Here is a 14,721-nt window from a genome sequence, read left to right on the forward strand (position 1 = left end):
GTAAAAACGCAAATGTAGCTCCCTTTCTTTTGTTTTTTACAAACGCACTGAAATATTAATTAGTCGCTATTGGCTTTAAAATGTAACCTTTAAGTTGTAATCTTTTTATTAAACCTTCAGCACCCACTAAATGACCCGCCCCAACAGCGATAAATAACGATTGCTTTTGCATTAGGGCCGGCAGCTGATCTAACCATCTTTTATTCCGGTTTTTTAAGAGCTCTGTCATAAACTCTTTAGTCTCTTCATCTTGTATTTTAAAGAAATCGGTTAATTTATCTATGTCCTGTGTAAGATAATAAGTTTTCAATTCCTGCATTTTTTGCTTGCTTTTAGCCATTTCCCTGATCGATTTTAAGAGCGCTTTTTTTTGCTTCTGCAAATCGCCATCAAATAAAAGTGCCCCTTGATATTCAGCAGTTTCTAATCCATATAAAGATTTAGCATTTTTTTTGGCGTACGCCTGGAAACTATTATCTATTCCTTCGCCTACATCTTTTAACATATCCGGATTGTCAAAAAGCATGATCATTAGCGATACCATTGCAGGTTTAAAGTTATTGAGTTCCTTTAATTCAAACCCAGGTTGCCTGGTTTTGAAGTAATCTTCCACCTCTTTAAATTCTGCCTTGGTTAATAAGCTGTCGAGTGTGTTGTCCTTCATCATTAAAAATGGCGCCATCTTCTTTTGTATGGTACTATCCATTACAATTTCGCCTACTACCGCATCGGCCGATTTCAATTTCTCTTGCAAAACCTTCATGGTATCCGCAAATTTTGCAGGTACTAGATGGTGTGTTCCAAATAAATAAGACGGTTTTTTTAATCCGTTGCCAGAAATTTCCCATAAGAGCGAGTTACCAGCCTTTTTTGTTTGTGCCGAAATGGTAATACTGAACCCTAAAAAAGCAACGAGCAATAATTTTATTTTCATCTTTCTATTTTATAACAACCGAAGTCTAATTTGATATCACTATTCTTTTGGAAAACTACGCTATTTATATTGCAAAGCAAAAACACAAATTTATAGCCTTATTTTATACCTGGTTATGCTTTAAAGAAGATATTGATTATGGAAATAATTTAAAGACCAGAATTTGACCTCCGTTCTGTTAATTTTTTGTTTTTTTGTGTAAATCGTTAGATATATGAGTACAGATATTCAATCCATTTTAAATAAACTGGGCATCAATACAAGCAATGCTGCCTATAGTACGGGCAGCAATTGGGGTGGTGAACTTAATGCAAATACGTTAGAAAGTTTTTCTCCTGTTGATGGCAAACTGATTGCCTCGGCCAAGGTTGCAAGTGTTGCTGATTATGATGAGGTTGTGCTTAAAGCGCAGGAAGCATTTACAGTTTGGCGTACGGTTCCGGCTCCAAAAAGAGGGGAAATTGTGCGCCAGTTTGGCGATGCTTTACGTGAGCACAAGGATGCCTTGGGTACTTTGGTTTCTTACGAAATGGGAAAAAGTTTGCAGGAAGGTTTTGGTGAAGTGCAGGAAATGATCGATATCTGCGATTTTGCAGTAGGTTTATCCAGGCAGCTTTATGGTTTAACCATGCACAGCGAACGCCCAAGCCACCGCATGTACGAACAATGGCATCCGTTGGGCATTGTAGGAATTATTTCTGCATTTAATTTCCCTGTGGCAGTTTGGAGCTGGAATACCGCCCTAGCATTGGTTTGTGGTAATGTTTGCATCTGGAAACCATCAGAAAAAACACCTTTAACGGCCATTGCCTGTCAACATATTATTGCAAAGGTTTTTAAAGATAATGATATAGCCGAAGGGGTTTGTAACCTGGTTTTAGGCGATAGGGAAGTTGGCGAATTCATGACAAATGATGGACGTATCCCTTTAATTTCTGCCACAGGATCGACGCGTATGGGTAAGGCGGTTGGCGCTGCAGTTGGCGCGAGGTTAGGAAAAAGCTTGCTCGAACTTGGCGGCAATAATGCCATTATCATTTCAGAACATGCTGATTTAGACATGAGTTTAATTGGTGCTGTATTTGGTGCTGTGGGTACCGCGGGCCAGCGTTGCACTTCTACCAGAAGGCTAATTATCCACGAAAGTGTATATGATGCTTTTACCGCTAAACTGGTTAAAGCTTACGGACAGTTGCGTATTGGCGATCCCTTAGATCAAAATAACCATGTAGGTCCACTGATTGATACTGATGCAGTTGCTGCATACTTAGATTCGATTGCAAAATGTAAGGAAGAGGGCGGCAATTTTGTGGTAGAGGGCGGCGTTTTAGCCGGCGATGCCTATACAAGCGGATGTTATGTAAAGCCATGCATTGCGGAGGTTAGGAATGATTTTAAGATTGTTCAGCACGAAACATTTGCGCCGATTTTATATCTGATTAAATACAAAACATTAGATGAGGCCATTGCCTTGCAAAATGCCGTTCCGCAAGGATTATCATCAGCCATTATGACTTTGAATTTACGAGAGGCAGAGCAGTTCTTATCGGCTAATGGCTCTGACTGTGGTATCGCCAATGTAAATATCGGTACTTCAGGCGCTGAAATTGGTGGTGCTTTTGGCGGAGAAAAAGAAACAGGTGGTGGCAGGGAAAGCGGATCTGATGCCTGGAGAGCTTATATGCGCAGACAAACCAATACCATCAATTATTCGAACACGCTGCCTTTAGCTCAGGGGATAAAATTTGATTTGTAAAATCGTCCTCGCTTGTAACGAGGATGCAGGAGAAAAGCGATTTTATCGCAATCAGATTTCTTACCTGCATTACAAATGCAGACCTTGTGGATCCTCGTTACAAACGAGGATCATCTTTTAAAATAAAAAAAGCGCTGAACTTAAATTCAGCGCTTTTGTGGTAAAATATATGATGGAGTTAGAATAATTTTTCTAATAAAGATACCTGTATGTCGTCGTAACGAGATTTGCTGTTGTTTGCGAAAAGTGATTTTCTTGTTAGTCTGATACTACTTTCCTGAGCGGTAAAACCGGCCATATTTATTTTAGATGCTACACCCATTACGGCCTGATGTAAATCGGTAGTACCTTCTAATTTTAAGGATGCATCATCATTTACATTTGTTGATAAATTAACGGTATTGGATTTAATATCTGCCGATGCATCATCATTTAAAACAATACTTAGGTTTAACAGGTTGAAATTTCCGGTAGTGCTTACACTTGCAGTATTTGAAGCCTCGATAGCAGTTAAATTATTTACGTGTGCAATTACAGTTAAGGTATTTTTATCAAAAGAGCTGATTCTAAGCTCTCCTCCCTGCTGTTGTACCAAGGCATTTTTGGCATAATATTGATCGTAAACTTCAACACTTTCTTTGGCATCCTGAACAAGGATCAATTTAACGTTTCCGGTTACTACAATTTTACCGATATTTTTAACCTGGGTTATCGCAGTATAATTTGCGTTGTTTTCTGTAGCGTTTGCTACTACTGTTGTGCTACCTAAAGTAACCATTACTAATGCAGCTGCGAATAAATTTTTAATAGAAGTTCTCATGACTTTAATATTTTTATGTTGTGATAAATATTTTTGTTTTAAATCCCTAATTATTAGGTGGTTTTGTAATTAAGACTGCGGTTTATCAAAAACGTTTCAGCGAGTTTCTGGCTATTATACCATGCGCTTGTATTTATAGACGAACGCCGAATTAAGCTATACGAAAAACGATTGATTGTAAACCCTGAAAGGTTAAAATGTATTAATTATGAAGCAATAATGTTAAAAAAGGTTAAACCATTATACACAACTAACCTATTAGTTTTATATTCGGCAAACAAAACCAAATCTGATCTATGAAACGCCTATTACTCTCGTTATGCCTTTTTGTTTTTATTACTACCTACTCAAAAGCACAAAGCTTTCATACCATTAAAGGCCGAACGATTGATACGGCCTCAACAACGCTTTTATCAGGAACCTCTATTGCTGTTTTAAATGCAAAAGATTCTACATTGGTAAAATTTACACGGGCAGCAGAAAATGGCTCATTCGAGCTTAGCGGAATTAAAAACGGGAAATTTATCTTATTGGTTTCTTATCCTAAGTATGCAGATTTTGTAGATCATTTTACGCTCGATTCTACCACCCAGGTTAAAGATTATGGAAAGATTAATCTTACCGGGATGGCTAAAATCCTTGCCGATGTAATTATTAAAGGAAACAGAACCGCTATTAAAATTAAAGGCGATACCACCGAGTTTGACCCCAAGGCCTTTAATATCGAACCCAACTCTAAAGTTGAAGATCTACTTAAACAGTTCCCGGGCTTTCAGATAGATAAGGACGGGAAAATTACGGCTCAAGGTAAAACTGTTCCGAAGGTATTGGTAGATGGGGAAGAGTTTTTTGGCGACGACCCAACGCTGGTAACTAAAAATCTTCGGGCAGATATGGTAGAATCTGTTCAGCTTTACGATAAAGCCAGTGATCAGGCTAGTTTTACAGGCATTGATGATGGCGAAAAAACCAAAACACTTAACATCAAACTTAAAGAAGATAAAAAGAATGGTTATTTCGGTAAACTACAAGGCAGTTATGGAACAAAAGATTTTTATCAGGGACAGGCCATGTTTAATAAATTTTGGGGCAAAAAGAAATTTTCGGCCTATGGCATCTTAGGCAACAATGGAACCGTAGGTTTAGGCTGGGACGACCGGGATAAATATGGAGCCTCTGGCGGGATGACCATGACTGATGATGGTGGAATGTATTTTAGCAGCGGAGGTGATGATTTTGACAGTTATGACGGGCAGTATAATGGCCAGGGTTTACCGGTAGCCCGAACGGGAGGCTTGCATTTCGACAACAAATGGAATAAGGATAAAGAATCGTTAAATACGAATTATAAAATTGGGTCAATCAGGGTTCAGGGTGACCGAAACTCAATCAGTCAGAACAATTTAGCATCTGGGGTGCAAAACAACACCTCAGATGAAGCTTTCGATAATGACATGTTCAGACAAAAACTGGATGCCATGTATGAGCTAAAAATAGATACTACCTTAACCATGAAAGTTAATGTTGACGGGGCATTGAAAAAAAGCAATACCTCAAACATTTTTAAAACTTTAACTACCGGTGAAAATGACAAATTTCTAAATTCATCAAACAGGACACTAAGCAATGAGGTAGACGATCAGAGTTTTAACATGAACGTGTTGTTCACCAAAAAATTAAAGAAAAAAGGACGCACCTTATCATTAAACTTAAATCAATCGATCAACAAAAGTAATAGTGAAGGCTATTTAAATTCCCTAAACACACGGGCAACTCAAACAGGAAATATAGACAGTCTTACCAATCAGCTAAAAACCAACGATATTACCAATAGTGCCTTTAAGTTAAATGCGGTATATACTGAACCACTTTCAAAGACTTTAACCGTAATTATAAACTATGGCCTGACTTTAATGAATGGAAAATCAGACCGGATATCCTTTAATCAATCTGGCAGTGGCCGATACGATATTTTAGATACCCTTTACAGTAACAACTTTGAACTGAACCAGACCATTAATCAGGCTGGTGCCATTTTCAACTATAAAAAAGGCAAAACCGTTATTAATTTTGGATCGAAATTTAGTGGTGTAAATTTTAAGCAGGATGATATTTACCACAATAAAACCTATGTAAGAAACTTTATTAATTATATGCCGCAGGCAACCTATCAATATCGTTTTTCACAGCAAAAATCATTACGGATTAGTTATAACGGGAATACCAACCAGCCTTCGCTTGATCAACTTCAACCGGTTAGGGTAAATAATGACCCGTTTAATGTTGTGGAGGGAAATCAAGACTTAAGGCCGTCATTCAGAAGCAATGTTAATGCGAATTATAACGCTTACAAAGTTTTAACCAACCAATCGATTTGGTTAAACGGCTCTTATAGCTTTACAACCAATCCCATTATTAGCGATGTAACCACTGATGGTGTTGGTAAAAGTACCTACCGTTACATTAATTACAATGATAAAATGCAGACAAATTTTTATTTGTATGCACAGATAAGTCGGAAAATAAACGCGCTTGGCGAAATAAACGTCGGTTTAAATGTTAACGCAAATGGAAATTCCTCTTATAACTTTATTACCACTGATTTAGGAAGAACCTTAAATAACACTAAAAACTATAGTTACGGCGGGGGTGTCAATATCTCGAAATACAAAGATAAAAGTTATAGTTTTTATACCAACTTTGGCCCCTCGTATAATATGGCAAGGGCAAGTATTGGCAGGAATAGTGATGGTTGGGGTTGGCGGGGCTACGCTTCAGGCAATGTGCAATTACCAGGAAAGTTTGAAATATCAACAGATGCGGAATACCAGTACAACGGAAAAACACAAGTGTTAACCGAAAGCTTTGAGCGTCTTATCTGGAATGCATCAGTAAGCAAAAAATTCTTCAAATCAGAAAACTTAAGATTCTCGGCAACTGTAAATGATATTCTTAACCAGAATATTGGTTTTAATCGTTATGCATCTAATACCTCGATTAGCCAAAGCAGTTATACTACCATCAGGAGATATTTAATGTTCTCTGTATCGTGGGATTTTAACAAAATGGGTGGCGGACTTAAAACACAAAAATAACAACCATGAAAACTACACTAAAATATACCATTTTATTTGCTGTTATTTTCATCAGCAAGAGCTTAATGGCTCAAAATATACACTTCGTTCAAAATGGTGTAATCGAATTTGAGAAAAGGTCTAACATGTATGCTTTAATTAAAAAGAAAATTAATAAAGACAATGAAAGCTATATGGTACCCGCTTTAGATCAGTACAAAAAGAACAACCCTCAATTTAAGGTGGCTAAAAGCACGCTAAGCTTTAATAAGGATAAAAGCTTATATAAATGGCCTACGGTAGAGGAAACTGCAAATCCAAACTGGGCTGCAAGGGATGCGCTTGTTGATTTAAAAAACACCATCGCTACCGATTATAATACCCGTACCAGTATTTCTCAAAAGGCGGTTTATGAAGACACTTATCTGGTTAAAGACAGTTTGCGTAAGATTAATTGGAAAATTACCGATGAAACAAGAGAAATTGCAGGTTACGAATGCCGCAGAGCCAATGCCATTATTATGGATTCTATTTATGTAGTGGCTTATTATTCAAACCAGATTGCAGTTTCTGGTGGCCCTGAATCTTTTACAGGATTACCAGGGATGATTTTAGGCTTGGCATTGCCTCACCAGAACATAACATGGTTTGCTACTAAAGTAACAGAAGTTGCCGTGCCTGAAAAAGACTTAAGCCCACCAACAAAAGGAAAACCAACCGATAATAAGGGTTTAACCGATAAAATAACTTCAGCATTAAAAAATTATGGTCCTGAAGCGTTAGCGGAGTTAAAGGCTTTTTCTCTTTAAGCTATTGATTCTGTTTTTATAATAATACCTATTTTAGCTCATCATTCGTATAGCTATGTATAGTGCACTTTATAACCACATCAATAGATTTATAGATTTGAATAGCGATGAACAAGAAACCCTTGCATCGCTACTCAAATCTTTTTCCGTTAAAAAGAAAGCTTTTTTATTAGAAGAAGGACAAACCTGCAAGGCAAATTATTTTGTTGTTAAAGGTTGCTTGAGGCTTTATTTCATTGACATAAAGGGTGCTGAGCAGACCACACAGTTTGCCATCGAAAACTGGTGGATTACCGATCTAACCAGCTTTCTATTTCATGAGCAATCTGAATTTTATATCCAGGCTGCAGAAACCACCGAGGTGATTGCCATCGAACATCATCATTATGATGAAATGTTCCATAAACTCCCTAAGCTGGAAAGGTACTTCAGACTAATCTTGCAAAAAAACCATCAGGCGTCGCAAAGAAGGATCAAATTCCTCTACAGCCAAACCGCTGAAGAAAGATACCGCCATTTTAATAGTTTATTTCCAGAATTTGTACAACGTGTGCCACAGTATATGCTGGCTTCTTATCTTGGCTTTACCCCAGAATTTTTGAGTAAAATCAGGGCTAAAAAATAGGGCTTTGTTAACCGCAAAGGACGCGGGGAAAGAAACACAAAGTATGCAGCGTGGGTTTACAGTTTTTTACGTCATTTCGACTGTAGCGCAGTCCCGAACTTCCGGGAGAGAAATCTATAAGTCCCTTTATAAATTGTGTATCGGTTTTTCCCTTGCGGTAGGAATGACGGATCGCCTAAATTTATCGAGTAACATTTAAATGGCGAACGAACAGGACTTTTAACCCTACTTAGCGCACTTTGCGAAAGCCTTTGCGCCCTTTGCGGTTAGAAAATTCATTTCTTAAACTACATTAAGTTTTTTGATCGTTAAGTTGCAGACCTTTACATCGTAATCAAAAAACAAATAAAATGGAAAGTAGAATTGATATCCCAAAAGTAGAACCCGCAGCTTACCAGGCCATGTACGGTTTAGAGAAATACTTATCAACCAGCAAACTAGATCCAATTCTTTTAGAACTGATTAAAATGCGTGCATCGCAAATTAACGGCTGTGCATTTTGCTTAAATATGCACTCAACCGATGCCCGCAAAATAGGAGAAACTGAACAACGTTTGTATTTATTAAATGCCTGGAGAGAAACAACCTTATTTACCCCACAGGAAGAAGCTGTTTTAGCCTTAACAGAAGAAGTAACTTTAATTAGCCACCATGTTTCTGATGCAACTTATCAAAAAGCGGCAAGCTTTTTTAACGAGCAGGAATTAGCGCAGATTATTATGGCGATAGTTACCATTAATGCCTGGAACAGACTGGCCATTACCGCTAAAGTAATGGTTGGATAATTAGATTCCGCTTTTAGCATATCACAAAGACACGATAACACCTGTTAATGTTCAAAATCTTGGTGCTTTTGTGTCTTTGTGGTTTAAAGTATATCTGGTAAAGTGGTAAATTTATAGCACCCTTAACAACAATCCCTTTAAGTACTCTCCTTCCGGAAAAGAAATCCGAACCGGATGGTCTTCTGGTTGGCAGAATTGTTTAATAATCTGAACCTCTTTTCCAGCATCAAGTGCTGCCCAGGCGATAATCTGTTTAAAGGTTTCGATATCAACTGCTCCTGAGCAAGAGAAAGTGGCCAATAAGCCCCCTTTTTCAAGCAATAACATACCTAAACGGTTTAAGTCTTTATAAGCTCTTGCTGCGCGGTCTAATGCCGAACGCGATGGCGCATATTTAGGTGGATCGAGCACAATCACATCAAATAATTCTCCTGATTCTTTGAATGCCCGGAGTTGTTTGTTTACATCTGACTGTATGGCTGTTACTTTAACCTCATCGAATTTGTTTAAGGCTACGTTTTGTTTTAGTGTTTCTACAGCTAACCCAGAACTATCAACACTGGTAACGCCCGCCGCCCCATTGGCCAAACTATTTAAACTAAAACCACCGCTGTAACTGAAACAGTCCAAAACTTTTTTACCTTTTGTATAACTGGCTAAAATGTGCCTATTATCGCGCTGATCACAATAAAATCCTGATTTTTGTCCTTCGGCAATATTGATGTTGTAGGTAATTCCATTCTCTTTTACGGCTAAAAATTCTGGTGGATTTTCGCCCCAAAGTAATCCGTTCTCAATAGGTAAACCTTCATGGGTGCGTGCCGTTGCATCACTTTTATCGAAGATCCCTTTTGGATTTAATTCAGTTTTTAAAATCTCTACGATTTCCGCTTTCACTTTTTCGATTCCTGAACTTAAAATCTGTAGCGATAGGAAATCCGCATATTGATCAACAATTAAGCCTGGCAGGAAATCGGCTTCGCTAAAAACCAGTCGGCAGGTATTGGTCTGTTCACTTAAAATAAACTGACGTGAAGCTATTGCTTGTTTTAAGCGGTTCTGGTACCAGCTGTTATCAATGGTTTGCGTTTCATCCCATTCCAAAAGACGAACGGCAACACGCGAATTGCTGTTGTAATAACCATAGGCCAGAAATTCATTGTCGAAAGCAAAAACCTTTACTACATCACCATCTTCAGGTTTTCCCTTAACTTTTTCCAATGCGCCAGAAAATACCCATGGATGTCTTTGTAATGCCGCTTTTTCCTTACCCTTTTTTAATGTGATTTCTACCATAGCGCAAAGGTAATAATTTGTGAGGAGTTTGGCGTAGAGGGGTTGGCGCTAAGCGATGAATGATAAGTTTGGCGTGGAGGGTTGGACGTTTAGCCTGCCGTACATCAGCCGCATACCGCTAAACGCTTTGCACAAAACGCCAACCGCTTGGCGCTCACCGCTTCTTCACCAACTCCGTATCCAAAACCTTTGTTTCAAACTCAGTTACGGGTCTTTTGGCTTCTATCATAGAGATTAACAGTTCGGTAGCCACCTGTCCCATTTCGAAAGCGGGTTGCTTAACAGAGGTTAGAGATGGTGAAAATAATTCGACCAGGTTAGAATTTGTAAAACCTGCAATTGCGATTTTATGTGCCACCTCAGGATTGGTTTTCTTTAGGGCCATAATACAGCCTGTGGTTAAGCGGTCGCTCGAAATAAAAATCCCATCTGGTTGTAATGGCAAAAGTTCTTTAACCGCCTGTTCCAGCTCTGCGCTGTGCATGCCGCCATGCTGGCAATACTTAACCAGCTCAGGCCTAAATTCGATATGGTACTTAACCAGGGCTGCCTTGTAACCTTCGAGTCTTTCTTTCGTTATCGAAAGGTTTTCGGAATTTGTTAAATGGGCAATGGTTCTCTTTCCGGATAAAATAAGATGTTCTGTGGCATCAAAAGAACCCTTAAAGTTATTTGCAATGACCTTATGGGTTTCAAAATCTTTAGGCACACGGTCGAAAAAAACAATCGGTAAGCCCTTAGCGTATAAATCTCTTAAATAATCAATATCCTGTGTTTCAGACGATAGCGCAATTAATAAACCATCAATAGAACGTGATGCTAAGTGTTCTACGTTTAGCTTCTCTTGCTTGTACGATTCGTGACTTTGAGAGATGATGACGTGATAATCTCTGTCATAAGCAATTGATTCAATGCCATTTATCACCTGAGAAAAAAAGTTATTGGCAATTTCACTTACAATAATGCCAATAGAATAGCTACGGCGCTCCTTTAAACTTCTGGCGATTGGATTAGCGCGGTAATTAACCTTTTCGGCATAAGCCAAAACCAGTTTTTTGGTTTCCTCACTAATTTCGTAACGGTCTCTTAAAGCCCTGGAAACTGTAGAGGTCGACAGTCCCAATGCTTTAGCAATATCTTTTATGGTAGATGTTTCAAATCTCATGTTTCGTATTGCGTACAAGTTACAAAAAATATCTCTTTAAGGGGATTCAATCACCAATATTAATAAACGTCAAACTAACGTTTTTGGGAACGTTTGCACACTTTTTTAGTTAAATCTGGTTTCAATTGCTTTTTAGTTTGTAAAATTGTTACACCAACGTAACCAAATATAAACCAAATATAACATCCCGAAATAGAATTATATTCTATATGCAAGCGATTGCAGCATCGTAAAAAACCAAATCGTATCAACTAAATTAATCATTATGAGCAGAGTTTTACTCTTATTTACATTTCTCTCTTTTATTGGATTATCAGTGGCTCAAGCACAAAACAGGCAGCTTACTGGAACCGTGAAAGATAAAAAAGACGGACAGGTCCTGGTTGGCGTGAGTGTTTCCCTTGCCGGCACAAAAAGTGGAACCAGTACCGATGCTAATGGAGTTTTCAAGATCAGCATTCCTACAAATGGTTCGGTTTTAACTTTTACCTATATTGGTTATAAAACCAAAAATGTTACGGTAACAAACGAAACGAAACTTTCAGTTAACCTGGATGAGGATGCTAACAATCTTGAAGAGGTAACCGTAAACGTTGGCTACGGTATTGTACGCAAGAAAGATTTAACTGGTGCAGTGGGTTCGGTAAGTGCTGATGTAATTGCTGCAGCTCCGGTTTCTTCTGCATTGGAGGCCATTCAAGGTCGCGTAGCTGGAATTAACATTTCATCATCAGAAGGTTCGCCAGATGCACAGATTAATGTGCGCGTTAGGGGAGGTGGTTCCATTACCGGAGATAACTCGCCATTGTATATTGTTGATGGTTTCCCGGTAGCCTCCATTTCCGATATTGCTCCACAGGATATCGAATCAATAGATCTCTTAAAAGACGCATCATCAACGGCCATTTACGGGGCAAGGGGCGCTAACGGCGTAATACTGGTTACCACAAAAAACAGTAAAGATGGAAAAACGAATATCACTTATAACGTTTTTGGTGGCACCAGAAAAATAGCGAAGAAACTGGGTGTGTTGTCGGCTTCTGATTATGTGCACTGGCAATATGAGCGTGCGCTTTTAGATGGCTCCCTAACAGATTACACTCAATATTTTGGAAATTATCAGGATATAGATTTGTACAATAATGTGGCAGAAAACAACTGGCAGGACCTGGTTTTTGGCCGGACCGGAACAACCTTTAACCAGAATTTAAGCATTACCGGCGGAAGCGACAAGACCAAATACAGCCTGAGCCACAGTTTGGTAAACGACAAGGCCATCATGCAGATGTCTGATTTTAAAAGACAAAACATCAACTTTAAGTTAACCCATAAACTATACAATTCGCTGGCTTTAGATTTTGGTTTCCGCTATTCCGATACCAAAACCAACGGCGGTGGTGCGAACGAACAGAATGAAAAATCATCAGCCGATTCGCGTTTAAAATATGCTATCCTGTACCCATCCTTTCCGGTGCCAGGCCTAACGGCATCAACGGATACCAATGATGAATTTAACTTATACAACCCACTGGTGGCCATTTCGGATAACGATCAGTACGTGCACCGTAAAGCCTATAACATCAACGGAGCAGCAACTTACGAAATCATCGATAACTTAAAACTACGTTCCGAAGTAGGTTACGATGGGCTTAGAAATGATCAGGACCGCTTTTATGGCATTACGACTTACTATGTAAAAAACCTTGCCGATTATCCTAACCTGCCTACACTCAGTTCTATGAACACCACCAGGAATAGTTTTAGGAACACGAATACACTTAATTATAGCTTCAATAAAATCCTTGGTAAAAACCACAACCTAAATGTTTTATTGGGACAGGAATTTATCAAAACTGAACAGAATATTTTGACTAATGAGGTCCATGGCTTTCCAAAAACATTTACATTCGATCAAACCAGGGTATTAACCACACAAGGTAAAGCTTCTATAATAGACAACAATTTCTCGCCGGATGATAAATTATTTTCGTTTTTCGGCAGGGCCAATTATGATTATAAAGGCAAATACCTGTTAAGCGCTACATTCAGGGCAGATGGTTCTTCTAAATTTTCAAGCGAAAACCACTGGGGTTATTTCCCATCAGTTTCAGCAGGCTGGAGAATTTCTCAGGAAGATTTTATGAATAGCACAAAATCCTGGTTAACAGATTTAAAACTAAGGGGAAGTTATGGTGCTGCAGGTAACAACAATATCCCTCCGGGGCAGATTACACAATCGTTCCAGAATTCTACCACCACCTGGATAAATGGCTTCAATAACTATTGGGCAGCATCTAAAATCATGGCAAACCCTGATTTAAAATGGGAAACAACGGTGACCAGGAACATCGGGCTCGATTTTGCTTTATTTAACTCGAAAGTGACTGGTACAATTGATGCCTACTTAAATAAAACTAAAGACCTCCTGATCTTATTCCCGGTTGGGGGCACCGGTTATGATTCGCAGTACCGTAACCTGGGCCAAACCCAGAACAAAGGTTTAGAATTCTCTTTAAACTGGAACGCGGTAAAAGAAAAGAATTTCGATCTGTCGGTAAATGCAAACATCAGTTTTAACCGCAACAAGGTAATCTCATTAGGTTCGGTTAAAAATATTAACGGTACTTCGGGATGGGCATCAACAGAAATTGGTGTAGATTATCTTGTAGAAGAAGGTGCATCTATTGGCCGTATTTATGGATATAAGAGTGCTGGCAGATATGAAGTATCCGATTTTACTGGCTACAACGCCACAACCGGCAAATGGACATTAAAGCCAGGTATTGTTGATGCGACTTCATTTGTAGGCACAGTACGCCCGGGTACCATGAAAATAGAAGATATTTCTGGCGATGGAAAGATTGATTTATCCGACCGGTCGATTATCGGTAATACCAACCCATTAAATACCGGTGGTTTTTCGCTTAATTCGAGAATTTACGATTTTGATCTTGGTGCGTATTTTAACTGGAGCTATGGAAATGATGTTTACAATGCAAATAAGATCGAGTATACCTCTACCAGTAAATATGCTTCCAGAAATCTAATTTCGGTTATGGAAAGCGGACAGCGCTGGACGAATTTAAGAGCTGACGGAACAATCAGTAACGACCCGGCCGAATTAACAGCCATGAATGCAAACACCACTTTATGGTCGCCATATACCAAAACTTTTGTATTAAGTGATTGGGCTGTAGAAGATGGTTCGTTTTTAAGGTTATCTACACTAACGCTTGGATATACCCTGCCCGCACAAATATCAAATAAACTGAAAATGAAAAAATTAAGGTTTTATGCTTCTGCTTACAACCTATGGTTATGGACCAATTACAGTGGTTTCGACCCAGAGGTTTCGACGAGACGGAATACACCGCTTACGCCTGGTGTTGACTACTCTGCATACCCAAGAAGTAAATCTTTCGTGTTCGGGCTAAACGTTAATTTTTAGAGACCATTT

The 14,721-nt window shown here is 38.8% G+C and carries 10 protein-coding genes; 6 read left to right on the forward strand and 4 right to left on the reverse strand.

What is annotated here, in order from left to right:
- Positions 1-55: 55 nt before the first annotated feature.
- Positions 56-934, reverse strand: coding sequence for a TraB/GumN family protein (locus tag ACN9MR_RS21965; RefSeq protein WP_426326631.1), 879 nt, complete (start codon positions 932-934; stop codon positions 56-58).
- 214 nt (positions 935-1,148) lie between these two features.
- Between ACN9MR_RS21965 and ACN9MR_RS21970 the strand changes: the two genes are divergently transcribed.
- Positions 1,149-2,690, forward strand: coding sequence for an aldehyde dehydrogenase family protein (locus tag ACN9MR_RS21970; RefSeq protein WP_426326632.1), 1,542 nt, complete (start codon positions 1,149-1,151; stop codon positions 2,688-2,690).
- A 178-nt stretch (positions 2,691-2,868) separates the two neighbouring features.
- Here the strand turns inward: ACN9MR_RS21970 and ACN9MR_RS21975 are convergent, their stop codons facing one another.
- Positions 2,869-3,510, reverse strand: coding sequence for a GIN domain-containing protein (locus tag ACN9MR_RS21975; protein ID WP_426326633.1), 642 nt, complete (start codon positions 3,508-3,510; stop codon positions 2,869-2,871).
- Between the two features lie 296 nt (positions 3,511-3,806).
- Between ACN9MR_RS21975 and ACN9MR_RS21980 the strand changes: the two genes are divergently transcribed.
- The 4 genes from ACN9MR_RS21980 (at position 3,807) to ACN9MR_RS21995 (ending at position 8,803) form a co-directional block, all read left to right on the forward strand.
- Positions 3,807-6,605, forward strand: coding sequence for an outer membrane beta-barrel protein (locus ACN9MR_RS21980; RefSeq protein WP_426326634.1), 2,799 nt, complete (start codon positions 3,807-3,809; stop codon positions 6,603-6,605).
- Between the two features lie 5 nt (positions 6,606-6,610).
- Complete coding sequence (locus ACN9MR_RS21985; protein ID WP_426326635.1) at positions 6,611-7,393, forward strand: GLPGLI family protein; 783 nt, start codon at positions 6,611-6,613, stop codon at positions 7,391-7,393.
- A gap of 55 nt (positions 7,394-7,448) precedes the next feature.
- Entirely contained in the window at positions 7,449-8,018 is a 570-nt protein-coding gene (locus ACN9MR_RS21990; RefSeq protein WP_426326636.1) for a Crp/Fnr family transcriptional regulator, read from the forward strand.
- A 350-nt stretch (positions 8,019-8,368) separates the two neighbouring features.
- Positions 8,369-8,803, forward strand: coding sequence for a carboxymuconolactone decarboxylase family protein (locus ACN9MR_RS21995; RefSeq protein ID WP_426326637.1), 435 nt, complete (start codon positions 8,369-8,371; stop codon positions 8,801-8,803).
- A gap of 111 nt (positions 8,804-8,914) precedes the next feature.
- On the opposite strand, the gene ACN9MR_RS22000 is transcribed toward ACN9MR_RS21995, so the two are convergent.
- The gene (locus ACN9MR_RS22000) at positions 8,915-10,099 is read right to left on the reverse strand and encodes a class I SAM-dependent rRNA methyltransferase (protein ID WP_426326638.1); all 1,185 of its coding nucleotides are present in this window, start codon (positions 10,097-10,099) and stop codon (positions 8,915-8,917) included.
- Positions 10,100-10,253: 154 nt separating this feature from the next.
- Positions 10,254-11,264, reverse strand: coding sequence for a LacI family DNA-binding transcriptional regulator (locus tag ACN9MR_RS22005; RefSeq protein WP_426326639.1), 1,011 nt, complete (start codon positions 11,262-11,264; stop codon positions 10,254-10,256).
- Positions 11,265-11,529: 265 nt separating this feature from the next.
- Between ACN9MR_RS22005 and ACN9MR_RS22010 the strand changes: the two genes are divergently transcribed.
- Positions 11,530-14,712, forward strand: coding sequence for a SusC/RagA family TonB-linked outer membrane protein (locus ACN9MR_RS22010; protein ID WP_426326640.1), 3,183 nt, complete (start codon positions 11,530-11,532; stop codon positions 14,710-14,712).
- The last annotated feature ends 9 nt before the right edge of the window (positions 14,713-14,721 follow it).

The organism is Pedobacter sp. R-06, assembly GCF_049913135.1.
In the GTDB taxonomy this organism is placed as follows: domain Bacteria; phylum Bacteroidota; class Bacteroidia; order Sphingobacteriales; family Sphingobacteriaceae; genus Pedobacter.

Bases quoted from the DNA above. Each gene is read 5' to 3' on its own strand.
- ACN9MR_RS21965 (WP_426326631.1), bottom strand. From the start codon at position 934: ATGAAAATAAAATTATTGCTCGTTGCTTTTTTAGGGTTCAGTATTACC.
- ACN9MR_RS21970 (WP_426326632.1), top strand. From the start codon at position 1,149: ATGAGTACAGATATTCAATCCATTTTAAATAAACTGGGCATCAATACA.
- ACN9MR_RS21975 (WP_426326633.1), bottom strand. From the start codon at position 3,510: ATGAGAACTTCTATTAAAAATTTATTCGCAGCTGCATTAGTAATGGTT.
- ACN9MR_RS21980 (WP_426326634.1), top strand. From the start codon at position 3,807: ATGAAACGCCTATTACTCTCGTTATGCCTTTTTGTTTTTATTACTACC.
- ACN9MR_RS21985 (WP_426326635.1), top strand. From the start codon at position 6,611: ATGAAAACTACACTAAAATATACCATTTTATTTGCTGTTATTTTCATC.
- ACN9MR_RS21990 (WP_426326636.1), top strand. From the start codon at position 7,449: ATGTATAGTGCACTTTATAACCACATCAATAGATTTATAGATTTGAAT.
- ACN9MR_RS21995 (WP_426326637.1), top strand. From the start codon at position 8,369: ATGGAAAGTAGAATTGATATCCCAAAAGTAGAACCCGCAGCTTACCAG.
- ACN9MR_RS22000 (WP_426326638.1), bottom strand. From the start codon at position 10,099: ATGGTAGAAATCACATTAAAAAAGGGTAAGGAAAAAGCGGCATTACAA.
- ACN9MR_RS22005 (WP_426326639.1), bottom strand. From the start codon at position 11,264: ATGAGATTTGAAACATCTACCATAAAAGATATTGCTAAAGCATTGGGA.
- ACN9MR_RS22010 (WP_426326640.1), top strand. From the start codon at position 11,530: ATGAGCAGAGTTTTACTCTTATTTACATTTCTCTCTTTTATTGGATTA.